Genomic DNA, 23,649 nt, shown 5'->3' with positions numbered 1-23,649 from the left:
ATGAAGACTATAAAAACTTATATATTTCTTTTCACTGCCTTTTTTCTTCTAGGCAGTTGCGACAAAGATTTTGTAGAAATCAACACAAACCCCTATGCGGTAAATGAAGTCGATCCAGGGTTATTGTTTGCAAACTCTCAGCGATTGGCACATATAGGTGGTTGGGCTGGCGAACACACAATCGTTCAGCATTTTGTGAACGCCTATAATTCAGGTGCCACACTTGGATTTAACTTTAATGCCGACATAGATGGAATCAGCAACCCGCAGTGGGATGCTTCCTACCCCGATGCGCTTAAAAACTTAGGGCAAGCCGTTGTGCTTTTGGGTGAGGATGGCGCTCAATCGAACTTGCTTAGTATGATAAGGATATGGAAGGCACAAATTTTCATGGGATTGGTAGATCATTATGGCGATGTACCCTATTTCAATGCTGGCAAGGCTGTCACCGACGGTATCTTTTACCCTGAATATGACGATGACGCAGCAATTTATGATGACCTGTATACTGAGATCACTGCGGCATTGGCTGCCCTTAATCCGTCGGGTGACTTTGTGTCAGCGGATCTCTTTTACGGCACCAATGGTTCTGTTCCTTCGGGCGATGCATCCACCCAGGTAGCAAAGTGGAAAAAATTGGGAAATTCGCTTTTGCTGAGATTGGGGATGAGGTACTCGAAAGTAAATGCATCATTGGCGGAGAGTATCGTGTCTGAGGCGGTAGCCGGCGGCGTAATGACAGCAAATGCTGACAACGCTTATCTCACTTACGACGGCTCTCTATATTCAAATGGTGGAAATGCCTCTTTACGTAATTTCTCCTACTTCAATTATGCAGCGGAGCCTTTGGTGGATCAGCTCAAAAGCACCAATGATCCGAGAGGAAAGTATATTGTGGCCAGCTATGACGAACCCGCCGCCATTACCGACGGCGTTCCTGATACTGTGCTGGCCAACCAGTTTGGTGTTCCGGTTGGGGTGCTAAGTGGCACTATTGCTGCGGATATTGCGATGACAACCTACAGAGGCCCAAAAGGTGGCGGGTTGAACTATTCACAAATGAACATCTACAGCGTAGCATCTCCGGTTGCCCCAAGGGTGTTTGTTACCTATGCTCAAACGTCATTGCTTTTGGCTGAGGCAGCTGCGATGGGCTGGATATCCGGAAGTGCTCAAGATTTTTATGAAGATGGCATTGCAGCAGATATGCAATGGTATTCGCAATACCCCAACTCAGAAGTTACAACGTCTGAAATTGCCACCTACCTTTCTCAGCCGGGCGTTGCATTTGATGCAGCGAATGCCCTGGAATTGATCAACACGCAATATTGGGTTGTGAATATTAGCAATGGCTCAGAGGCATTTGCCAATTTCAGACGGTCAGGTTTTCCCACATTGAGTCGCAACGATTTCGATGATTCATTGCTGGCCAACGGCGGCGATGGGTTTGTGCGCAGAATGTCTTACCCTGATCGTGAGAGCTCGGCCAATGAAGCAAATTATTCAGCCGCAGCGGCAGCCATGGGTGGTGATGTGTTGACCTCAAGAGTGTTCTGGGACAAACCATAATACAATACGCATTTAGTCCAGTTTAATTCAGGCGGCTATGATGTGACATAGCCGCCTCTTTTTTTCAATTTAACAGGCTCGTTTGCCACACAAATTCAATTGAAAACTGCCGACTTCATCCCACAACCCGGCTGACATCTAGCTGGAAGCGTTCAGAAGGTCATACCGACTTGGATTCCGTTAAACCTGGCCAGTTTTCGAGGCGAAAAGACTGCCGTTTGTTTATGGAGAATTATAGCAGAAAATAGATATATTTAAAAACGTTAAAGAAAGTAAACGAAAAAAATAATAAATAAACGAAAATATCTATTTTTGTCAAACGTGTAATTCAATATGCTACCTAAGCAACGAAAAGATAAAATATTAGACCTGTTAAGGGAAGATGGTTCCGCCAAGGTAATCGATTTGGCCAGGATCTTTAAGGTGACAGAAGTGACGATCCGCCAGGATTTGGAAAAACTGGACAAACAGGGGCTGGTTGTTCGGGAGCATGGTGGCGTTTACCTTAAAAACGTTGAAGATCAGGTGCGAAATTTCTCCTTGATCAATCAGGACAACCTGAATGAGAAAGAAATTATAGCGCAAAAGTGCCTGGAGCTTATTCATCCGGGAGATGTAATCATCCTGGATTCAGGGTCAACCACTACCGAAATTGCCAAGAAGATTAAGGACATCAGTGGCCTCACCGTTATCACCAATGCATTGAATATAGCATTGATGCTGGGTGCCAATCCGAACATTGCCGTGGTGATGACAGGAGGGGAATTCAAGCCGCCCACCCTCTCACTTACGGGGCAAAAGGCCGCTGATTTTTTCAAAGGACTAAATGTTCAAAAGCTGTTTCTCGCAACATCGGGAATTTCGTTAAAATCGGGCCTGACCTATCCCAGTATAAGTGACCTTGTAGTTAAGAAGGCCATGATTGAAGCAGCCGAAACCACCTATTTGGTGGCTGATTCTACCAAGATGGGAAAAAGTGCGTTTGCCAGCCTTGGGGCATTGTCGCTTATCGATTTTATCATTACTGACGAAGGTATTGACGAAAAACACAAACAGGTCTTTAAAGACAATGAGATCGAACTGATCATTGCCGAAAAAGGTGCTAAAAATGAATTCAAATAATAGGTCATGGAAAGAGACTCCGCCTCGGCGGAACGATGTGGCTGATGGAAAATTGATTTAATACAGATGAAATAGCCATAAGGATAACCATACCCAGCGGAATGAATAAAGTCGGCAGACAGGCGACTATCACTTCTGAAAGGTCTTGGCTATTCCATCTGGCCGCTAAAAATTAAGTTTTATACAGATGAAAAAGCAGAATATCACATTAGGAGTCATTATTGGAAACAGGGACTTTTTTCCAGACAAGCTCGTTTCAGAAGCAAGAGTAGACATCCTGAAGGTGCTTAAAGAGCAGGGCTTCAATGCGATCTTACTTGGTGAAAATGACACAAAGCTTGGTGGTGTAGAAACGTATCAGGATGCACGTAAATGTGCTGACTTGTTTGTAAAACACAAGACCGACATTGCGGGAGTACTGGTGGTGCTGCCCAATTTTGGCGATGAAAGGGGAGTGGCAGATACGCTTCACTTGGCTGATTTGAAAGTACCTGTGTTAATTCAGGGGTATCCCGACGAACTAAATAAACTGAACGTAGCAAACAGGAGGGATTCGTGGTGCGGAAAGATTTCAGTTTGTAACAACCTGTACCAGTATGGAATCAAGTACACCATCACGACCAAGCATGTTGTACATCCTACTGATCCCTCGTTTGTTGACGACTTAATGAAGTTCGCTTCGGTTTGCCGTGTAGTGAAGGGCATGAAAAATGTGCGCATTGGTGCTATTGGTGCCCGGCCAACTGCTTTCAATACGGTGCGATACAGTGAGAAGATTCTCCAGAAAAATGGCATCTCAGTTGTCACATGTGACTTGTCGGAGATTCTGGGCAACGCCAATAAGTTGAGCAATACCGATCAGCGTGTTAAAGACCATCTGGAGAAGATTCACAACTATGCATCAAGCGGAAAAACACCTGCGGAGGCGATGTTCCAGATTGCGAAGCTTGATGTGGTGCTGAATGACTTCATGCAGGCCAATAACCTGGATGCCAATGCTATCCAATGCTGGACATCATTGCAGCAAAATTATGGTTGTAATGTCTGCACAAGCTCCAGCATGTTCAGCGAGGGGATGATACCCAGTGCCTGTGAGGTGGACGTAACCGGAACCCTCAGCATGTATGCCTTGCAACTAGCTTCGGGCTCGCCAAGCGCACTTGTCGATTGGAACAACAACTATGCTGACGACGATGATAAATGCGTTTTGTTCCATTGTGGCAACTGGGCAAAATCGTTCCTGCCCGATATTGAAATCAGCAATGCACCTATTCTCGGCACGACCGTAGGAGTAGAAAACACCTATGGCGCATTGGACGGCCGAACTCCCGCCTCACCATTAACATTTGGGCGAATCACTACTGACGATACCAAAGGGGTGATGAAGGCCTACGTAGGCGATGGTCAGCTGACTGACGATGAATTGAAAACTTTTGGCAACAGGGCTGTTGCCAAAATTCCGAACCTTCAGGGTTTGATGCAACATGTTTGTAAAAACGGTTTTGAACATCATGTGGTAATGAATGCATCACAAACTGCTGCTGCTTTAAAAGAAGCATTTGAGAATTACATGGGATGGGAAGTTTATCACCATGTTGGATAATAGATATTCTGTATTCACACTGAATACTACTAGTAGAAGAAAATGACAGATAGAGAGTTAAAGTTGAAGTCCGTATTGTTGAGGAAGAATCTTCTCAAATATATTTATAAGGCGAAGGCTGGGCACACAGGAGGAAGTCTTTCATGTATTGATATCCTGAATGTGCTTTATAACCGGGTGCTAAAAGTTGATCCTGCCAATTTCCGTACTCCTGACCGTGATCGATACATCCAGAGTAAAGGCCACTCCGTTGAAGCACTTTTCGTCACGCTGGCAGATAGAGGTTTTTTTCCAGAGTCGGATTTGGAAACGCTTTGCCAATACCAATCACATTATATCGGGCACCCCACCAGGAAAGTTAACGGAGTGGAGCAAAATACCGGCGCTTTGGGACACGGTCTGCCCATTTGTGTAGGAGAGGCTATTGCGGCAAAGCTGGACAATAAGGAGCACCGGATATTTACCCTGCTGGGCGATGGCGAATTGCCCGAGGGGTCTAACTGGGAGGCGATTTTGTCTGCTGCCCATTACAAGCTAGACAATCTTTATGCTGTTCTTGACAACAACAAACAGCAGATCACCGGCTCGAATAGCGAGGTGATGAACACGGATTCTGTTCGGGAAAAGCTGGAGGCCTTTGGCTGGGCGGTGAAAGAGGTAGACGGACACAACCTGAAGGAGCTGGAGGCTGCTTTGAACAGTGGCCCATTTGAAAAGGGGAAGCCTAACTTCATTATCGCTCACACCATCAAGGGAAAGGGCGTAAGCTACATGGAAGGTGTAATTAAGTGGCATCATGGTGTACCCACTGCCGAGCAGTTTGAACTGGCTCAAAAAGAACTGGATGAAGCAGGAGCATTAATCTAAAGGTCATGGAATTAGATATTATAGAAGAGAAAGGTTTGAAAATGGGTAAAGCCAATCAGGAGGTTTTTGCCGAGACCCTGGAAGCATTGGCTGCCGCAGATAGAGATATAATAGCAGTAACCAGTGATTCACGTGGTTCGGGAAAGCTGGTGCCGTTCGGACAAAAATTTCCATCACAGATTGTAGAGGTGGGCATCGCTGAGCAGAACCTTGTGGGCGTTGCTGCTGGGCTGGCGTCCGCAGGAAAGAAAGCGTTTGCGGTATCTCCGGCTTGTTTTCTTACAGCTCGTTCACTTGAGCAAATTAAAAATGACGTGGCCTATTCTGACAACCCGGTAACCCTGGTTGGAATCAGTGCGGGCGTGAGTTATGGAGCGCTTGGCACCACACATCATAGTTTGCATGACTTTGCCGTGTTACGGGCCATCAACAATATGATTATTGTGGCTCCCGCCGACAATTTTGAAACTGAGCAGGCTGTGCGCTTTGCTGCTGCCTTGAATAAGCCTGTCTACCTTCGATTTGGTAAGAAGGCGATGCCATTTCTAAATGAATCAAACCATGAGTTTGAGTTCGGAAAAGGGCGTATTGTAAAAGAAGGGAATGACCTGACAATTATCGCTACGGGAGAAACAGTTTACCCTGCCTGGCAGGCGGCCAAGTTTTTGGAGGATACACATGGCGTGAAAGCAACTGTAGTGAGCATGCACACAGTGAAGCCACTGGATACTGATTTGCTTGATACATTGATCCCCGACGGTAAGCCGATCATTACGGTAGAAGAACACATGGTCAATGGTGGTTTAGGTGAGGCCTGTGCTTCGTACCTGTTTCAAAAGGGAGCCAGAAACGCCTTCCATATTATTGGCATACCCGATGAGTACACTGTGACGGGTTCACAAGGAGAAATTTTCAGCCACTACGGCATATCACAGGCGGGCATTGCGAATCAAGCTAAGGTGCTTTTAAAAATAAACCAGTAGTCAAAATGAAGATACCTGCTCCACTACTTCGCCTATGTTTTGTTTTGTTTACTACGGTTTTATTGTTGGGTTGTGGTAATTCAAAAGACAAATCGGTTGATCAGCCCAAAAAAGTGGCAGTGATTATCTCAACGCTTAACAACCCCTGGTTTGTAGTACTAGCCGAGACTGCCGCCAATCGGGCGAAGGAGCTGGGATACGAGGCGACTATTTTTGACTCCCAGAATAACACAGCGCTCGAAACCGATCATTTCGAAAATGCCATTGCTTCCGGTTACGATGCCGTCCTTTTTAACCCCACCGATGCGGATGGTTCTATTGCCAATGTGAGGATGGCAAAGAAGGCAGGCATTCCGGTCTTCTGTATGGATCGTGAAGTCAACGCAACGGACGCTGCCACCAGTCAGATACTATCAGATAGCTATGCTGGTTGCGTGGCAATAGGTAAATATTTTGTGGAAAAACTGAATAAACATGGCAAGTATGTCGAGATACTTGGAATGGTGGGCGATAATAATACTTGGAGCCGTTCGAAGGGATTTCATTCCGTTGTTGATCACTATACCGACCTGAAAATGGTGGCTCAGCAAAGTGCCGACTTTGACAGAAACAAAGCCATGGAGGTAATGGAATCGATACTACAAGTTCATCCCGATATCAACGGCGTGTTTTGCGGCAATGATGCCATGGCAATGGGCGTTTACCAGGCGCTGGTATCAGCTGGGAAAGCCGATCAGGTGATGGTGTTTGGGTTTGACGGAGCCGATGACGTGATCAACTCTATTCAACAAAAAAAGATATTGGCAACGGGCATGCAGTTCCCAAAACTCATGGCTAAAACAGCGGCCAATTATGCACAAGAATACTTTAATGGCAAGCGGGATTTTGCGCAGAAAGTGCCGGTGACTGTTGAAATGGTCAACCAGGAAAATGTCAACGAGTATTCGGCTTACGGGAGCGATGAGTGATCAGTAACTAGTAATGAATAATGGGTAAAGGAATAAAATATTTTGCAGGAGTTATCATTGCCGGACTGGTGATTTACAATTCGGTATACTTCCGTCCGTTGGATGAAAAGCTGGCAGAAGGCGATGATGTGGCTTTTGACGCCAAATCCTTCGTTGATGGCATTTGGTCCACTGATTTGCTGGCGGTTTATGATTCAGCTACAGATGTCACAACTCTTTTAAATGAGCTGAGAGAAAACCCTGCATCTACATTTACAGATAAAGGGCAGGCCCTTGGCATTGGCAATATTGGTTACTTCAAGGTGCAAGGCGAAGGTACTGTGCTCAGTGTCAATGAAAACAATGTATTGCTGCAGGTAGGCGACGAAATTGTTGAAATAGAAACAGAATTCATTTTTGGAAATGCTGTTCGTGATGCATCCGGACTTATTAAAGTCAACGATTATGACGAAACAGCTGATTTTAATTCGATCTCAGAATCGATCAACGATAAAATAAGAAAGTATGTGATTCCGGGTTTTAGAGCCAGCGTGAAGCAAGGCAATAAAGTGAGCTTCAAGGGTGCTCTTGAGCTAAATAAGGCGCATTTGAATCTGAGTCAGACTGAAGTCATTCCAGTGTCCATCCAAATTATTCAATGAAGATGGAAGCTCTTCTTGAAGTCCAAAATATTACCAAGAAATTCTCAGGAGTTACGGCACTGAACCAGGTCAATTTAAGACTTGGTAAAGGCAAGGTGACGGCACTGATAGGAGAGAATGGGGCTGGTAAATCAACTTTGCTTAAGATCATGTCGGGTATATACACCGACTATGAGGGAACAATTAATTTCAAAGACCAGGTTGTCCAGTTCTCGAAGCCAAGAAATGCCCAAGACCTCGGTATTTCCATTATCCACCAGGAGCTAAACCTGATTCCTTACCTTACGCTAGCGCAAAATATTTTCCTCGGACGAGAATTGATCAACGCATTCGGTTTTCTGGATGAGGCGAAAATGAATCATAAAACAAGGGAGCTGCTTGTCCGATTAAAATTGGACGTTGATCCCGATGCCCTGGTGAGTTCATTGAAAGTAGGTCAACAGCAGATTGTAGAAATTGCCAAAGCCCTTTTGACAGAATCGGAGGTGTTATTTATGGATGAGCCCACCTCGGCAATTGGTGAAAGTGAGGTTGAAGTGCTGTTCACCATTATCAATCAGTTAAAGGCTGAGGGCAAGTCTATTGTTTATATATCGCACAAGCTGGACGAGCTTTTTGCCCTAGCCGATGACTATGTTGTATTGCGTGACGGACAGGTTGTTGGTCAGGGTGAGATGAAGCAAATTTCCCGGGAGAAACTGATTACCATGATGGCCGGTCGTGAGGTCAAAGTAAATAAGAAGTCAGAGAGGACGATATCCCAAGAGCAAGTACTAAAGGTACAAGACCTACTCCTAAAAAACCCAGAAAACCCTCTGCGACCAATTCTGAAGAACATCAATTTCAGTTTGAATAAGGGTGAGGTGCTGGGCATCTATGGCTTGATGGGTGCAGGCCGTACCGAACTTTGCGAAAGTCTGTTTGGGCTTCACCACCGGTCATCAACAGGAACGATAATATTGGATGGAAAGGAAACCAGCTTTAAATCACCAGGTCAGGCGATTGATGCTGGAATGGCATTGGTTCCAGAGGATCGAAAAAAAGATGGCATTGTTCCCGGAATGTCGGTGGGTGAGAATATAAGCCTTACGGTGATAGACAAGGTCTCAAAACTCGGTTTGCTCAATGCGTCGCTACAATCAAGGCTATACAGCAAGCATGTAGATGCGCTGAAAATAAAGGTCAGTTCCGAAAGCCAGCTCATCAAAAATTTGAGCGGTGGCAATCAGCAAAAAGTAGTTCTGGCAAAATGGATTGAGCGCAACCCAAAGGTGCTTATGCTCGATGAGCCAACCCGTGGCATCGACATCAACGCCAAGAACGAGATTTACGAGCTGATCAAAAAACTTTCCCATTCTGGTATATCAGTACTGGTTGTGTCATCGGAAATTCTTGAGATACTGGCTGTGTCAGATCGAATATTGGTCATGTCCGAAGGTCAAATCACAGCGGAATTTAGTAGTGAGGAAGTCACAGAAAATAAGATAATGAATGCCTGCATTCCGGAAAATTTGAACAAATGATATCGCTTAAAAAATATTTAAACCTTGCCCGCTATCAATCACTGATTGCCTTGTTCTTCTTGTGCCTGGTGTTGGCCCTGATGACAGACAATTTCATGACCGCAGACAATTTCTGGAATGTAATGCGGCAAATTTCTGTGAACGTCTGCATTTCAGTGGGAATGACGCTCGTGATTCTAACCGCAGGCATCGATCTTTCAGTGGGGTCTGTTTTGGCATTGTGTGGTGCGATCACCGCCGGACTGTTAAAGAATGGAATCGGCATCCCATCGGAAAATCTATTCATTGGCTTCACAGTCTTTGGCGTAGTGGTTGCGGGAATATTGTCGGGTGGTGCGATGGGTTTCATCAACGGGTACGCCATTACGAAATTCAAAGTTCCTTCTTTTGTGGCCACCCTGGCCATGCTTACTATGGCACGAGGCTTTACTATGCTATGGACCAAGGGCCATCCCATCACTGGCCTTGGAGATTCGTTTGGTTTTCTTGGCACTGGTTGGTTTCTCGGCATCCCTATGCCGGTTTGGATTTCCGGCATCATCGTACTCGGTGCAGTTATTCTCACGAGCAAGACCCGCTTTGGCAGGTATGTTTACGCCATTGGCGGAAATGAAAATGCTGCACGACTATCGGGAATTCCAATTACAAAAATCAAGATATGGGTTTACGCTTTGGCGGGAATGCTAGCCGCTGTTGGTGGTGTATTGGTTACTGCACGATTGGACTCAGCACAGCCCAATGCCGGTATTAGCTATGAGCTGGATGCCATTGCCGCTGTTGTAATCGGAGGAACTTCCCTGTCGGGTGGCAGAGGGTCAATTTGGGGCACTGTTTTAGGCGCAATGATAATAGGCGTGCTTAACAACGGTCTTGTATTGCTTGACGTGTCACCATTCTGGCAGCAAGTCATCAAAGGTTTGGTGATACTTATGGCTGTAATCATTGATAAATCGAATCAGAAAGGTGAGTGATCAGAAATGAGTGAGCAGTGATGAGGGTGGGGAGCGGTAGTTAGTTGTCTATAAAATGAAAACTTGAATCCTTTATTATGTTTTTAAATTTAGCTCATACTAAACTTGATGTCTTTCAGCAATCACGAAAGCTGACGCTGGAATGCTACCGAATCACGAAAGTGTTTCCTTCTGATGAAAAGTATGCCATGGTGCAACAAATTAGAAGGGCGGCTTTGTCTGTTCATTTAAATATTGCTGAGGGCTGCTCACGCAGGTCATTGGCAGAGAGAAGGAGATATTTTGAAATCGCTCGTGGTTCCGTTATTGAAGTGGACACTGCATTCGATATCGCAGAGCAACTTCAATATGTAAAGCTAAAATCAATAGAGCACTTAGGTGAGCTTATAATAAGTTGTTTTAAACAGTTAACAGGGATGATAAGTACGAAAAATGAGTAATCAGTTGACTTAAAGCTACTACAGATAGCTACTGCTTATTCATTACAGCTCATTCATCATTCATCACCCACTACACATGCCTTACATATTAGCCATAGACCAGGGAACGAGCAGCACGAAAACAATTGTTTTTGATACGCAGGGAAAAGCAAAATTCAAAGCTACTGAGCTCCTCAAGACACACTACCTCGAGGGCAACAGAGTGGAGCAAGAGCCCGAAGTGATTTATCAAAATACACTGGCCTCTGTCAGGAAATGTCTCGATGGATTCGAAGCAAGTGGGGGAGATGTGAAGGAGATCAAAGCTTGCGGTATTTCGAATCAACGTGAAACATTTCTGCTTTGGGATAAAACGGGAACACCTCTTTACAACGCTGTTGTATGGCAATGCAAACGATCTGTCGAAGTTTGCGATCGGCTCAAAAGCGAAGGACTTGGGCCTAAGATCAATCAAAAGACCGGTCTGATCATCGACCCATACTTTTCGGGGACGAAAGTAATTTGGTTGTATGAGAACGAACCCAAAATTAAAGAAGCTATTGATAAAGGTCAGGCATACTTCGGAAATGTAGACTCGTGGTTGCTGTACAAAATGACCGGAGGCAAGTCGTACATGACCGACTACACCAATGCTTCCCGCACCATGTTTTTCAATTTAAAGGATTTGCAGTGGGATCGTGAGTTGTTGGCGGACTTCGGATTGTCGCAGCTAAACCTACCTGAGGTGAAACCATCATCTTTTGCTTTTGGTGAAACCAATTTCGATGGCTTGATCGATCATCAAATGAGCATCTCTGCTATGATCGGAGATTCTCATGCGGCTGCCTTTGGTGAAGGTTGTTTTGAAGTGGGGAATGCCAAGGCAACCCTGGGCACAGGCAGTTCAATTTTGATGAACATTGGTAGCACACCAAAGGCTTCTCAAAATGGCATGGTAACAACCATCTGCTGGAGTATGGCAGATCGGGTGGACTATGCATTGGAGGGGATTATTGTTTCGGCAGGCGCTACCATTGAATGGGTAAAAAACCAATTGGGGCTATTCGAAAATACGGGTGATCTAGAGAAAATATGCCTTTCATTGGATGACAATGGTGGAGTATACATTGTGCCTGCTTTCAGCGGTTTGGGAGCCCCACATTGGGACATGAATAGAAAAGCAAGTGTGGAAGGCTTGTCGTTTGAGTCGACCAAGAACCATGTAATACGTGCAGCCGTTGAGTCGGTGCCTTATCAAATCAAAGATGTTATCGTGGCGATGGAAACTGACTCAGGGACTTACCTTACCGAACTCAAAATAGATGGAGGCATCACATCTAACAAATTCGTAGTTCAATTTCTGGCAGACCTGTTAGAACGTAAGGTTACGAACATTGAAATTACCGATGTTTCGGCGTTAGGAGCGGGCTATCTCGCTGGTCTGCATGCCGGCGTTTACGACAGCATAGAAGCGCTCAAATCCCTGAATCAAGGCACGAGAAGCACCTATGCCGGTGCCGATGCTGAGAAAGTGAGAAATAGCTACGAGGGCTGGAAGCGTGTCACTGCTAAGTAAGCGGGCAAGGTGCCTTTCGGTCTCATAAACAAATTAAGGAGGCAGATGCCCCGGTCGGTGTAGCCATCGCTTCAACCAACCTACGGACAGAGGTCGATTGAAGCGTTGACAATAACACTGTTACTTCATTTTAACTCCATGTCCTGTCGTGAGAACGCTTCATATCCCATTCCTTGGTCGGAGCAAAGTAAGAGGCATCACGGGCATCCAGATGCTGTTTTACCACATCGTCCACCAATTCAATACCAAGCCCTGGTGCGCTGAGAGGAACGGGGGCAAAGCCTTTGTCAATCAGCTTTCTTCCGTCTGTGGTTTTCACCATGCCTTCCCACCATGGCAGGTCAACGGAATGATGCTCCAGTGCCAAAAAGTTCTGGGTGGCGGCAGCACAGTGTACGTTGGCCATAAATGAGACTGGCGTGCCAGCCTGGTGCATGGCCATGGCGATGCCCTTTTCTTCGGCATAATCGCCTATCCGTTTGGTCTCAAGCAGGCCACCTGAAGAGGCAAGGTCGGGGTGGATGATGTCCACGGCGTGGACGTCGATCAGTGGCTTGCAATTTTCCAGCAGATAGATGTCTTCACCAGTGGTAGTTGGCGTTTCCAAAGCATCGGTGATCGTTTTATGTTGCTCGGTATATTGCCATGGCACCATGTCTTCAAGCCAGGCAAGACGGTATTTTTCCAGGGATTTGCCCAGCCGAATCATGTTGTTCAGGTCGAAATGGCCATAATGATCGGTAGACATTGGAATTTCGTCGCCCACCACGGCACGTACGTCGGCCACCCGTTGGGCCAGTATTTCAAATCCCTTTTCCGTCACCTGGATGCCTGTAAAAGGGTGCCTGGCATTTGCGTACGACATAAAGTCACCAGAAAATTGTGAACCGTTCGACCTCCAAAATGCCTGGTTGACCAGCGTACCTGGAATATCTCTAAGTACGTTAATGGAAACGTCCATTTTCAGCCAGGTATAACCCTGTTCAACGGTGCGGTACTTTACTCTTTCCTTGAAAACTTCCAGATCCGGCGACTCAGGTGTGTCGGCATAGATTCGTACTGTGTCCCGATACCGTCCACCCAGGAGCTGCCAGGCCGGAACATTGTAGGCTTTGCCGCATAGATCCCAAAGCGCCATTTCCACCGCACACACGCCGCCTGCCTGACGCCCCTGTCCTCCAAACTGCTTGATGATCTTAAACACCCGTTCTACGTTGCACGGGTTTTCTCCCAGTATTCTGCTCTTAAGCATCAAAGCATAGCGGGGATCAGCAGCATCTCGCACTTCGCCAAGGCCGTAAATACCCTGATTGGTATCAATCCGAATGATGGCAGTGCCACCCATTACGCCCGTAAGGCAATAACGCATGTCAGTAATTTTGAGGTCCGAGGGAGCAGACGCCTTCTGGACTTTGGAGGTGGTTTGTGCCATGCTGTCCTCAAAGGACAAACTCATCAAACCGGCGAGCGACAAACCTCCCAGAGCAGTTTTCTTTAAAAAACTGCGCCGGTTGTCTGGAGTTTCTGCGTTGTCAATTTCAGCCTGGCGTACCAGTGCAGCTTCTCTCTCCCGCTGCTTGTTCTTTTGGATAATTTCCTGTAGTACGTTTTTCATGGGGTTTGTTTTTTTATTTGGATGATCTTTTGGAGCAATTCATTGGAAATTGGAATACATAACAGTAGCCGGTAGTGTTCTTTGGGAACTTACTCAACTGCATCTCTTTGTGCAGGTACCAGCAACTATTTTACAAGATTATGAGGGGTGCGACGTGTTTTGATTTACCACCCTCAGTTTTTGGCACTTACAAACGAGCCAAAATAGTTGGGTTGTAAGAGGTGTTTCCATCCAACCTCTCACAACCCGGCTATTTTTATTTATCCCACCATACCTTGGTTTCAAGGTCATCGGCCCCCTGAGCAGCAATGGCTGCATTGACTTGCTCGGTGTTTACTGAAATCTCTGAGTTAGGGTAGGTGAGGCGGTTGATGAATGTCACTTCTCTTCCCGGAAAAGGATTCGGTGACAATGCTGGGAAACCGCTCCGTCTGAAGTTGGCAAATGCCTCTGGCCCGTTCAAGAACGAAGCAATCCAGTATTGCGTGTTAATTTGCTCCAGTTCTGTACCAGCACCCAACGGATTTGCTGCCACGTAGCTGTCTCTGTCGGGAGCGGCCACTGCCGAAGCGGCATCAAAGGTAGCCAGTTGATCCATATGTGCACTAATGCCAGCAGCAAAGTACTGGGCTGCCGTGCCCGACGTAATCCAACCCCTGACCCTGGCTTCTGCGAGTAGCAGATTAGTCTGTGCTGCCGTTACCAGAAATGCCGGAGAACCTAATTTAGCCATCCTGCGACGGTCAACCTGGCTGTAATCATAAAAGCTGGCCAGTCCGTCAGCTTCAGCTGCTCCGGTCACGGTTCCGTTGTCATGGCCTAATGGCATACCGATCTGATCTGCTGCCGCATTTGAGCCTACCTCAACCACCTGCGTGGGCCCTGAAGTGGCACCTACATAACGAATGGCTATGGCCGACAGGCGAGGGTCGTTTGTAGATTGCAAGGCATCCACGAACGGTTTTGCCAGGTAGAAGTTAGCTGCCTCAGTAGAGTTCAGTGTATTCCCCATGGGATTGGCGTAGTTGGCGTCATGCCTGATAAACGCATTGTTGTCATTGGTAAGGATCACCCCGCCGTTGAATGCTGCTGCTACAGTGGATTGCGCTGTGGCCGGTGAAACTTCACTGAGTCTCATTCCAGCTCTAAGCATCAATGAATAACCAAATTTTCTCCATTTTTCTACATCTCCACCAAAAAGCACATCGGCCCTCTCCACTCTGCCGCTGGCGCTTAGTGCGGCAGATGCTTCCTGTAGCTCCTGGATGATCTTCGGATAAATGGACTCCTGCGTATCGTAGGAAGGAAAGAAAATTTGCGTGTTGTAGCCGTCTCCGCCTTCAGAATAGGGGATGTTACCGTACGTGTCGGTGAGCACCATGAAGGCGTTGGCCTGCAGAATTCTTGCCATACTTACAAGATTGGTTCTGGCCGGGTCTCCGCTGGCTTGTGCAATCACGTCCTTTGTGTTCCGAATCACGTTTCTGTAATAGTTTTGCCAGTTGCCCTGGGTGGATGCCCGGTTGTCCTGATTGTAATTGGCCCCGGTAAGCACACCTGAGTTGGGGGTCACAATTTGTTGTACAATGCCAATCTCGTACACAAGCTGTGCAGTTTGAAAGGAAGAGTTGAGAACGGCCCTGTTCAGTATAAAAGCAGGATCGATGGCTGTAGCAGCTGTTTTGCTCACGTTCATTTCGTCAAAGTCTTTGTCACACGAGGTGATGAAGACAAGCGAAAAAACCATTAGAAAGAGTCTATTAATATTTTTCATGATAGGGCTGATTAAAATTTAACATTTAGGTTGAAACCCATGCTTCGGGTAGTGAGAAGACCTGGCGATTCCATGCCAACCAAATTGTCGGAACTGTAACCAAAGCTTTCGGGGTCAATGTTGTCCACCCATTTTTTCAGCAGAAACACGTTGTTGGCGACCAGATTGAGTCTCAAACCTTTGATAAATGAGCTTGGCTCAAAGAACCTGGTGAAATCATACCCGGCAGTTATTTGGCGCACCTTCCAGTAGCCGCCATTGTACACCACAGGCTCAATAAGTGCCTGCGACCGCACTATTTCCCAATACGACTGCACCGGCGCCACCACAGCATTCACGTTGCCGTCGATGTCAACGCCATCGCCCACAACACCGTTCTCTCTGCCTTCAAGTGTCGCCTTGTGGAGACCATGACGGTAGGCATTGAAGTTGGTGCCAGATAGCATCTTGTTTCCCAACTTGAAATCGATGAGGAAAGAAACGCTAACTCCCTTGTAATTAAAGGCATTGTTGAAGCCGCCAACCCATTTTGGAAGTGCGCTGCCAAAATTGACTAGCTCCAGGGTTCTCAGGGGCAGGCCATTCGTTCCAAATATCTGGCGACCGCTGTCATCTCTTCTGTAGCCAAAGCCGGCAATCTGCCCCATTTCTTCACCCACTATTTGTCTCAGTTCGCCATTGAATACGTGTGTACCCACGGTAATTCGTTCTCCAGGCGTGTCGGTGAGCAGGCTGAGTACCTTGGTAATATTGTAGGCCCCATTAAAGGTGAAGTCCCAGGAGAAGTCACTTGTCCGTATAGGACTGAAATTGAGTAACATTTCAATTCCTTTGTTTTGACTTTGGCCGCTGTTGATGCGGGAATCCACAAAACCGGAAGCATCAGATATTTGAGCAGAAACGATCTGGTCGGTGGTGATCTTTTTGTAAACTGCAAGATCCAACCCAACCCGGTTGTTGAACATTTTCAGTTCGATGCCCAGCTCGGTTTCAGCTATTTCCATAGGCCTTAGGTTCGGGTTGGGTACTGTGCTGCCGTTTGAACCACCAACTGGCTGCCCAGCACCTGCAGGGTTCAATGCCAGGTTGGAGTTAACCCCGTAGAACAAGACGTTGGAATAGGGGGGCACGTCGGTGTCGCTACCCACTCTTGCATAAGCAGCCCTGAACTTACCAAAGTTCAGCCAGCTGGGTGCGTCGAAGGATTCGGAAAACACATAACTAGCAGATACTGATGGGTAGACTATACTTCTGTTCGCTTCAGACAGCGTGGAAAACCAGTCGTTCCGTAGTGTTGCATTCAGGTAAACAAAACGTTTGTAGTTCACCTCGGCTGACCCGTACAGTGAATTCACGCCTCTCTCAGACAAGTCGTAAAGTGGGTCCTTGGCCCGACCGTTTTGAACAGTGTAAAGCCCTCTAACAACAAAATCGGTCACTTGTACGCTGTTAAGGTCTGACCGCCGGTACATCTGGTTACCACCAGCGGTAATATTAACCCCGATGTCGCCAAATTCTTTTGTTCCAGAAATCAGGAAGTCGGAATTGATCTCTCTAAACCTGCGTGAATCCTGCGTGTACAAGCCATTGACAAAGCCAGCTGGGGCTGTTGCACGTGATGCCTGACCCGTGGGGAAGTTGTTGTATTCCTGGTCACGAGACCAGTAGTCCTGACCAACACGCCCTTGCACGAAGAGCCAGTTCGTGATGTCGTATTTGACGGAAATATTACCGAATACTCTGTCCCGGCGGATATTCTGAAACTGATCTGATAATACGAAATATGGATTTGTTCTGTTTCTAAAACGTGAGTATACGAATTCATTTCCATCTGCATCGTACCTGTTGGCATTCAACACATCCAGAGGCATCGAATTTGACATTGCCATCAGTGAGGTGGGGATGGTGTTGTCTTGCTGTCCAACGTTTGGAGGGTTTTTGTTATACTCGTTGGAGTAGTTGATGTTTCCCTTAAAGCTCAGCTTGTCTGAAAGGTCGTAGCCAAAACCCAGATTAATTGTTTTTCTTTCGTAGGTGTTGTTGGGCACTATTCCCTGGCTGTTCATGTTGGCAAACGACAGGTTGAGGCCACCTCTATCGGAGTTCGCAGCCAAAGATACCGTGTTGGTCAGGTTTTGGCCGTTGCGATAGAAATCTTTGAGCCTCCCTCTCTGCGGTTCATACGGTACAGTTAGTCCGTCAAACAATACATGGGTCATGCCTGGCTGGAATTTCTCACCAAAAGACCACTGACCCGATGTGGGGTTGGCTGTTGTTGGGCGGACACCGTTTTCACCCTGGCCGTATTCGTATTGGTAGTCGGTGAAGTCGAGGGGTGTATCGTTGGTGTAGTTCATGTTGTAGGTAACACCAAGACCTTTCGCAGCTCCTCTTGATTTGGTGGTGATCATGATGACTCCATCCTTTGCACGAGAACCATAAAGAGCTGACGCTGCCGCTCCTTTCAATACGGTCATGCTTTCAATGTCATCGGGGTTGATGCTGGAGAGCCCGTCCCCACCATCGGAGGTGTTTCCACCGCCTCTTACGCCAATGGAGCTGTCAGATCCGGAATTGCCAGGGTTGGAACCAAAGTTTGTATTGTCAATTGGCACACCGTTGACGACGATGAGAGGGTTGTTTTGGCCGGAAATAGAGGACTGGCCACGGATACGGATTTTTGAAGTGCCTGCAGGGCCTGTTCCAAGACCGGAGATGCTCACACCAGCAACCTTTCCGGTCAATGCATTCATCATGTTGGGCGTTCTGTTGATTGAAAGCTCATCAGAGTTAATTGTGGATGTGGCATAGCCCAGGCTTTTGGCTGACCTTTCCAAACCGAGGGCTGTTACTACCACCGTCTCCAGTGACTTGACGTCCAGTTGCAGGGAAATGTCAATTACACTTCTTGCTCCCACGGTCACTTCCTGCGTGGCATAACCAATAGCAGAAAAAACCAAAACCGTATTCTCATCAGGCACCGAAAGTGAATACTTTCCAGCGGCGTCAGTAGATGTGCCGGTGGAAGATCCTTTCAGGATGACGTTCACACCCGGAAACCCGTTTCCATTTTCATCTTTTACGGTACCGCTTACCGTGAAATCAGGCTCGCTTTCCCGTTTTTGCTTCCGACCTGATTTGGAGTAGGCCTTAAAATTGAGGTTGGCGGTAGGAGAGGTGACGCCGGCTGATAGGTCAGGGGCCCTCGATGCCGACGCAGATTCCGAGAGTCCTGAATTCTGGAGGTTTTTTAAGGATATCACGTAGAATCCAGAACCTGCCTTTTCATAATAGAGCTCTGTTTCTCTCAAAAGCTCACCAAGTGCTTCCTCCACGTTTCGTTTGTCAGACGACGGTGCCTGCACTTTCTTGCCTTTCACCCATTCATCCCGATAGGCAATTGACACATTGAACTTTTTCTCAAGCTGTTCTAAGCCCTTTTCAAGTAAAATAGTCTCATTCTTGATATCCGCAATCGATTGCGGGTTAAAGGCAGAAGCAAGCGCTTGCTGGTACTGTGACGCAGCCTGATGCGCCATCACACAGGTAATAAAAACAATCAGATAAAGCTTTCTCATAGTAGTTTAATGTAGGTGTTATCATTTTTTAAGTCGGTATTATCAATTCTTTAATAGGTAGTAGTCTTTTCTCTTTTCTACTTTCAGCTGAAAAACCTTGGCGACCTGAAGCACGAAGCTTTCTGAATCTCCCACAGGCATTGACCCTGACACAGTTTGCTCAAGCATCGACTCCGTCTCGACACGGATGGTCACTCCGAAGTTGTTGCTCGCCATTTCTATCATTTCAGCCAGCGAGGTCTTATCAAGGATCACCCTTTTATCCGTCCACGCAGCATAAACCTCTGTGTTTACCTGGCGTTTGCTGAATTGCTTATTTTTATACTCCACCAATTCACCGGGTTGCATCAAGATTTTTTCTTCCTTGTTTTCCCCCGGGAAACTGAGTGCAATTTGACCAGTGTTGAGTACCACCTTTGTGTCGGCCTTACGGTGATATACATTAAAGCTGGTGCCAAGTACTTCCACTGCTACCCCGTCCGCCACTTTAACCCTGAATGGCTGGTGGCTGCGGGTGTGCACCACTTCGAAAAATGCTTCCCCGTCCAGCCAAACCTCTCTCAGTTCCTTTTCCTCCCAGTTGTTTCTGAACTCAATACTCGAATTAGCATTCAGAACCACTGAAGAGCTATCCGGGAGTAGTATTTGCTTGGTTTCACCGTAAGCAGTCTCGTAGCGAAAGGTGGCGTTCCGATATACGATTAAAACTGCGGACAGCCCGATGGCTACCAGGGCCACCACAGCCGCAGCAGACCACAACCATCGTCGACGGCGTGGTTCGGCCTGGATGACTCCTGCAGCATGATGAGGATCGTTTTTTATGTTGTTCCAAAGCCCTGATACTTCCGAATCAGAAAGCGCATACGCCGGAAAGTCGAGCTTTTTCAGCAGAGCAATAGCTTCTTCAACGTCGGTAGCTTTGTCCGGATGTTTTGCGATCCATTCCCTCCAAAAGGCATTGCTTTCGTCGTTGGGTTTCCAAACCCAGGTTCGAAAGGAATCGTCCATTGCGAAGTCGTTCGCCGAAAAGTGGTAATAGTCTTTCACTGGAAACTTATTTAATACTTAGAAGAGAAGAGCATCGTCTGTTTCTCATCATTTTTTTTGAAATAATTTTTTATCACGCTAGAAATGCCCGAAAGGAACTCAGAAGGAGGGATTATCCTTCAGCTTTTTCTTCAACACTGTCAGTGCTTTTGATATCAGGTTGTAGACGGAATCCACATGCACCTCCATAATAGAGGAGACTTCATGATAGCTTAACTCGTTGAAAAACTTGAGAAAAATGGCTTCCCGTTGCCGTTTCGTCAGGGCATCAAAGCTTAGCTTCAGCAGTTCAATCTGTTGCTTTTTTGTTTCCCCGGCAATCATCGATTCTTCGGTGGATGGAATGAATTCAAACATGCTGTCGGGGTTGCCTTGAAATGGGAGAGTAAATTTCCGGTTGGCCATGATCCGGCTGATGAGCAGTCGGCGGAAGGATTTGAACAGGTAGTAATTCACCGAACCAGCTACCCCCAGGGTTTCTCTTTTGCTCCACAGCCTGGCGAAAAGCTCCTGGAGGCAGTCTTTGACCAACTCTCTGTCACGACAGTTGTGCATGCCATAGTTGAAGAGCCTGTTCACATGCCGCTTGTACAGCACAGAAAATGCCAGTTCGTTACCTGCCTTGAATTGCCCCCAAAGCACTTCATCATCAAGCGACCCTGCCTCAGTTGTCGATATGGGGGACCGGCTATTCAAAGAAGTGTGATGGATTAATGAGGTTTGTTGGAATAGTGTTTCTGGTGGAAGGCCATACCTCTGTCGCTGCATGAGAGAATTTCACTGGCACCGTATCTTTCACCCTGAAGAGAGCGCTCACCATCCCTATTAGCATTTTCTTTCCGCTAGTTGGTTGAAGGTCCGCAAGTCAGGGCTTCCAAGTATAGAAACCCCATGATGTCCCGGACGGCAACTTAAGAAGGACACCATCATTGCAGACGCTATGACATTGAATATACTACTATAAGCGCAAAGGAGCTAATGAATAAGCAAGAGAAAATTGTTTAAACCAGTCTTCAGTAGCGACTTTGCGCTTGATTTTGAATAGAATAGGGAAATGACGGTTTTAGCAAGACCCTGTTTATTTATATTGATTTGTTGATTACAGCATCATTACTAAATGATAGAAGTTGTATTAGCTCGATTGCCTTAAGAAGATCGAACTGCATAGCTGCCACGATGCTATGCACAGCCAGGAGCTCTCTGTCAATGGCATTGATGTTGGAAATACAGTAGTTGCTCAGTGTTTTCTTCGCCTTGTCGTAGCCCCCGGTTTCGTAAGCTTGTAAAATGGCGACACTGCTTTCTTCCGTAGTTATTTCCCTCCGCTTAGGTGTGTAGCCGAGTTGTTCCACGACGCTTTCCGCTGTGCTCCATGTAGACCAGGGATTTTGCCCGGTTACCAAATTTTTCTCACTGCTCACCTGATTCAGGTACATGCTGCCCTCATTAAAATTGGCACCTTTCTCCATCAACTTATCCTGAAGAAGGAATGGGAAGATATCTCTGGCATCCGGTATCAACAAGAGCTCTTCCTCATTGGTGAAACTGCTTATTGTTTTGTTGGCAATCAATGGCTCACCGTTACCTAGTGTGACGTTAACAAAGGCTGCCGGCCCATGGCAAACGGCTCCAATCACTTTTCCAGATTCATAATACCCACGGACAAGGGATTGGATGTACGTATTCTGCGGGAAATCGAACATAGCGCCTTTGCCGCCCACAAAGAATACCGCCTGATAGTCGTCTGGCTTTACATCTTGCATCGCCAAACTGTTGGTTACCTTGTTTTGTGCTACCTCATCATTTAGAAATGCGTAGTCGTATTCCCGCATGTCGTCGGCATCTATCACTACCGGCGGTGAGCCTCCCAATGGGCTGGCTATCTCAACCTCAAACCCGTTTGCCTGAAAAATATAGTAGGCTCTTGCCAACTCTGTTAATTCATAACCTGTCGGTTTTTCGCTGTTACCCATCACCGCAGTGCTGGTAACGACTGCTAAAATTTTTCCCCGGTTCGGAGCTTTACCTTCGACCAGGTAGGGGAGGTTTTCAGGTTGTGTTTGCCGCAGCACTTCTTTTGATACAACCGGGGCCGGGAGCAGACTCAGGAACCAGTATCCGAATGAAACCAGGGTGATGATCAATCCCCCGACCACCAAGGCAGCCCATTTGATAATTGTTTTCTTTTTTGACATAGCATTTTCATAATTGTTTGAGGCAAATGTGAACCTATGCTAAGTCAATAGCTTTCGAAATGACCATTTCGATAGATTAAACTATCATTTCGTTAACTGCTTACGGTAAGTCTGAGGGGTTTGTCCTGTTTGATTCTTGAAAGCGGTATTAAAGCTTGAGATGCTATTAAACCCTACTTCAAAAGCGATGGCTGCAATGGTCAGATTATTGTACCGGGAGTCCTGCAACAGTCGGGTGGCTTCCTGAATTCTATAGGTGTTGACGAAGCCGTTGAAATTCTTTTCACTCTTTTGATTAATGGCCATGGAAACCATTTGCGGGCTGGCATGCACTGCTTCGCTTAGTGACTTCAAAGAGAGCTCCGGGTTTGCGTACTGCGCCTCTTCCACAACGACTTTCAAAGCCCTATGGAACAATTGATCTATCTGCTCCTCAGAAGCTGGCGTTGTCTTGTACTTTGTTTGGTCGATCTTGTCCAGGTATCCTTGACGGATCACTTCAAAACTCACCACGTAAGCCACAACGGAGTATAGCACAGGTCCAACAATGTAAGGAACGGTGTCGTCGAAAAGGTTCAATACGTAGGCAACCCAAATGGCCAATAAGGCATAAAAAAGCAAGCGCAACAGTTTGTACACATCCTGATTAAGCTCCGATTTGTGCTTCCTTGTGTAAAGGACGCTGATGACAAGGTAGATGATGAAATGCAGATAGTAGGTTAGAAAAAGAGTGACAAATACCCATATGGGAAGAGTCTCAAGATCTGATTCTGTCAGCCATAGGCCAAAACAAACACCAGCGACGGCCGGAATGAAATGCGTCAGGTTTAGATTGTTGAACGGCTTTGCTTTCTGAACGCAAGATTGCGCAAAAAGATAGAAAAGCGGGCCAATGGCCATGATTGTGCCTAATCCCGTGAAGATCAGCTTGATATCTAGTTGCTCAGCAAATTCTAGGAAGACGGATTTACCAACTCTGAACGAGAGAACAATCAGCAACAAGCTCAACAGCTTGTTAGATAGACTATTTCCTTTGGTGTAAATCCACAGAAATATCGACAAGAACAACCCGTGTATCACTCCCAGGCCGCTTACAATAACCAATACAATATCATTTGCCGACATGGGCTGAAATTACTCAAATATTTATGAGTAAGTAAGTGAGGTTTGCCATCTAATAGACATTTGCCGCAGCGCA

At 46.5% G+C, this 23,649-nt stretch carries 18 protein-coding genes; 11 read left to right on the top strand and 7 right to left on the bottom strand.

Translation table 11 applies throughout. The annotated features are described in order from the left end of the window. The 11 genes from ACMVP2_RS25900 (at window position 1) to ACMVP2_RS25850 (ending at window position 12,242) form a co-directional block, all read left to right on the top strand. Window positions 1–1,569, top strand: a complete 1,569-nt coding sequence (locus ACMVP2_RS25900) for a SusD/RagB family nutrient-binding outer membrane lipoprotein (protein WP_416865739.1) — start codon at window positions 1–3, stop codon at window positions 1,567–1,569. A 333-nt stretch (window positions 1,570–1,902) separates the two neighbouring features. Next, entirely contained in the window at window positions 1,903–2,691 is a 789-nt protein-coding gene (locus ACMVP2_RS25895; protein WP_416865738.1) for a DeoR/GlpR family DNA-binding transcription regulator, read from the top strand. Between the two features lie 187 nt (window positions 2,692–2,878). Further along, window positions 2,879–4,294, top strand: coding sequence for an L-fucose/L-arabinose isomerase family protein (locus ACMVP2_RS25890; protein ID WP_416865737.1), 1,416 nt, complete (start codon window positions 2,879–2,881; stop codon window positions 4,292–4,294). Between the two features lie 42 nt (window positions 4,295–4,336). Then, window positions 4,337–5,161: a transketolase gene (locus tag ACMVP2_RS25885; protein ID WP_416865736.1), complete on the top strand. Its 825-nt coding sequence runs from the start codon at window positions 4,337–4,339 to the stop codon at window positions 5,159–5,161. A 5-nt stretch (window positions 5,162–5,166) separates the two neighbouring features. Next, on the top strand, window positions 5,167–6,144 hold the full coding sequence (locus ACMVP2_RS25880) for a transketolase family protein (RefSeq protein WP_416865735.1): 978 nt from the start codon (window positions 5,167–5,169) through the stop codon (window positions 6,142–6,144). 5 nt (window positions 6,145–6,149) lie between these two features. After that, a complete protein-coding gene (locus ACMVP2_RS25875; protein ID WP_416865734.1) occupies window positions 6,150–7,112 on the top strand; it encodes a D-ribose ABC transporter substrate-binding protein in 963 nt (320 codons plus the stop codon). Between the two features lie 20 nt (window positions 7,113–7,132). Beyond that, window positions 7,133–7,753: a DUF2291 domain-containing protein gene (locus ACMVP2_RS25870; RefSeq protein ID WP_416865733.1), complete on the top strand. Its 621-nt coding sequence runs from the start codon at window positions 7,133–7,135 to the stop codon at window positions 7,751–7,753. A gap of 2 nt (window positions 7,754–7,755) precedes the next feature. Then, entirely contained in the window at window positions 7,756–9,276 is a 1,521-nt protein-coding gene (locus tag ACMVP2_RS25865; protein WP_416865732.1) for a sugar ABC transporter ATP-binding protein, read from the top strand. Beyond that, a complete protein-coding gene (locus tag ACMVP2_RS25860; protein WP_416865731.1) occupies window positions 9,273–10,247 on the top strand; it encodes an ABC transporter permease in 975 nt (324 codons plus the stop codon). Before ACMVP2_RS25865 ends, ACMVP2_RS25860 begins: the two co-directional genes overlap by 4 nt. A gap of 77 nt (window positions 10,248–10,324) precedes the next feature. After that, window positions 10,325–10,687 carry a four helix bundle protein gene (locus tag ACMVP2_RS25855; protein ID WP_416865730.1) on the top strand — a complete coding sequence of 121 codons (363 nt, stop codon included), beginning with the start codon at window positions 10,325–10,327 and terminating at the stop codon, window positions 10,685–10,687. A gap of 76 nt (window positions 10,688–10,763) precedes the next feature. Continuing rightward, a complete protein-coding gene (locus tag ACMVP2_RS25850; protein WP_416865729.1) occupies window positions 10,764–12,242 on the top strand; it encodes an FGGY family carbohydrate kinase in 1,479 nt (492 codons plus the stop codon). A 130-nt stretch (window positions 12,243–12,372) separates the two neighbouring features. Here ACMVP2_RS25850 and ACMVP2_RS25845 read toward each other — a convergent pair whose 3' ends face one another. The 7 genes from ACMVP2_RS25845 to ACMVP2_RS25815 form a co-directional block, all read right to left on the bottom strand. Continuing rightward, window positions 12,373–13,857: a mandelate racemase/muconate lactonizing enzyme family protein gene (locus tag ACMVP2_RS25845; RefSeq protein ID WP_416865728.1), complete on the bottom strand. Its 1,485-nt coding sequence runs from the start codon at window positions 13,855–13,857 to the stop codon at window positions 12,373–12,375. A gap of 256 nt (window positions 13,858–14,113) precedes the next feature. Further along, window positions 14,114–15,631, bottom strand: coding sequence for a SusD/RagB family nutrient-binding outer membrane lipoprotein (locus tag ACMVP2_RS25840; RefSeq protein ID WP_416865727.1), 1,518 nt, complete (start codon window positions 15,629–15,631; stop codon window positions 14,114–14,116). A gap of 11 nt (window positions 15,632–15,642) precedes the next feature. After that, window positions 15,643–19,209, bottom strand: coding sequence for a SusC/RagA family TonB-linked outer membrane protein (locus ACMVP2_RS25835; RefSeq protein WP_416865726.1), 3,567 nt, complete (start codon window positions 19,207–19,209; stop codon window positions 15,643–15,645). A 42-nt stretch (window positions 19,210–19,251) separates the two neighbouring features. Further along, window positions 19,252–20,256 carry a FecR family protein gene (locus ACMVP2_RS25830; protein WP_416865725.1) on the bottom strand — a complete coding sequence of 335 codons (1,005 nt, stop codon included), beginning with the start codon at window positions 20,254–20,256 and terminating at the stop codon, window positions 19,252–19,254. A 99-nt stretch (window positions 20,257–20,355) separates the two neighbouring features. Then, window positions 20,356–20,952 (bottom strand): RNA polymerase sigma factor, encoded by a 597-nt coding sequence (locus ACMVP2_RS25825; RefSeq protein ID WP_416865724.1) that lies wholly within the window; start codon window positions 20,950–20,952, stop codon window positions 20,356–20,358. A gap of 386 nt (window positions 20,953–21,338) precedes the next feature. Then, entirely contained in the window at window positions 21,339–22,451 is a 1,113-nt protein-coding gene (locus tag ACMVP2_RS25820; RefSeq protein WP_416865723.1) for a type 1 glutamine amidotransferase domain-containing protein, read from the bottom strand. 84 nt (window positions 22,452–22,535) lie between these two features. Then, complete coding sequence (locus ACMVP2_RS25815) at window positions 22,536–23,576, bottom strand: helix-turn-helix domain-containing protein (protein ID WP_416865722.1); 1,041 nt, start codon at window positions 23,574–23,576, stop codon at window positions 22,536–22,538. Window positions 23,577–23,649: the final 73 nt, after the last annotated feature.

This window comes from Imperialibacter sp., from assembly GCF_048007035.1.
Taxonomy (GTDB): Bacteria; Bacteroidota; Bacteroidia; order Cytophagales; family Cyclobacteriaceae; genus Imperialibacter.
Note: the sequence above shows the minus strand (reverse complement) of the source record. Positions and strands in the feature narration are given on the sequence as shown.

What these genes read in the sequence shown, in the direction of transcription:
- ACMVP2_RS25900 (WP_416865739.1), top strand. Translation starts at nt 1, where the DNA reads ATGAAGACTATAAAAACTTATATATTTCTTTTCACTGCCTTTTTTCTT.
- ACMVP2_RS25895 (WP_416865738.1), top strand. Translation starts at nt 1,903, where the DNA reads ATGCTACCTAAGCAACGAAAAGATAAAATATTAGACCTGTTAAGGGAA.
- ACMVP2_RS25890 (WP_416865737.1), top strand. Translation starts at nt 2,879, where the DNA reads ATGAAAAAGCAGAATATCACATTAGGAGTCATTATTGGAAACAGGGAC.
- ACMVP2_RS25885 (WP_416865736.1), top strand. Translation starts at nt 4,337, where the DNA reads ATGACAGATAGAGAGTTAAAGTTGAAGTCCGTATTGTTGAGGAAGAAT.
- ACMVP2_RS25880 (WP_416865735.1), top strand. Translation starts at nt 5,167, where the DNA reads ATGGAATTAGATATTATAGAAGAGAAAGGTTTGAAAATGGGTAAAGCC.
- ACMVP2_RS25875 (WP_416865734.1), top strand. Translation starts at nt 6,150, where the DNA reads ATGAAGATACCTGCTCCACTACTTCGCCTATGTTTTGTTTTGTTTACT.
- ACMVP2_RS25870 (WP_416865733.1), top strand. Translation starts at nt 7,133, where the DNA reads ATGGGTAAAGGAATAAAATATTTTGCAGGAGTTATCATTGCCGGACTG.
- ACMVP2_RS25865 (WP_416865732.1), top strand. Translation starts at nt 7,756, where the DNA reads ATGGAAGCTCTTCTTGAAGTCCAAAATATTACCAAGAAATTCTCAGGA.
- ACMVP2_RS25860 (WP_416865731.1), top strand. Translation starts at nt 9,273, where the DNA reads ATGATATCGCTTAAAAAATATTTAAACCTTGCCCGCTATCAATCACTG.
- ACMVP2_RS25855 (WP_416865730.1), top strand. Translation starts at nt 10,325, where the DNA reads ATGTTTTTAAATTTAGCTCATACTAAACTTGATGTCTTTCAGCAATCA.
- ACMVP2_RS25850 (WP_416865729.1), top strand. Translation starts at nt 10,764, where the DNA reads ATGCCTTACATATTAGCCATAGACCAGGGAACGAGCAGCACGAAAACA.
- ACMVP2_RS25845 (WP_416865728.1), bottom strand. Translation starts at nt 13,857, where the DNA reads ATGAAAAACGTACTACAGGAAATTATCCAAAAGAACAAGCAGCGGGAG.
- ACMVP2_RS25840 (WP_416865727.1), bottom strand. Translation starts at nt 15,631, where the DNA reads ATGAAAAATATTAATAGACTCTTTCTAATGGTTTTTTCGCTTGTCTTC.
- ACMVP2_RS25835 (WP_416865726.1), bottom strand. Translation starts at nt 19,209, where the DNA reads ATGAGAAAGCTTTATCTGATTGTTTTTATTACCTGTGTGATGGCGCAT.
- ACMVP2_RS25820 (WP_416865723.1), bottom strand. Translation starts at nt 22,451, where the DNA reads ATGTCAAAAAAGAAAACAATTATCAAATGGGCTGCCTTGGTGGTCGGG.
- ACMVP2_RS25815 (WP_416865722.1), bottom strand. Translation starts at nt 23,576, where the DNA reads ATGTCGGCAAATGATATTGTATTGGTTATTGTAAGCGGCCTGGGAGTG.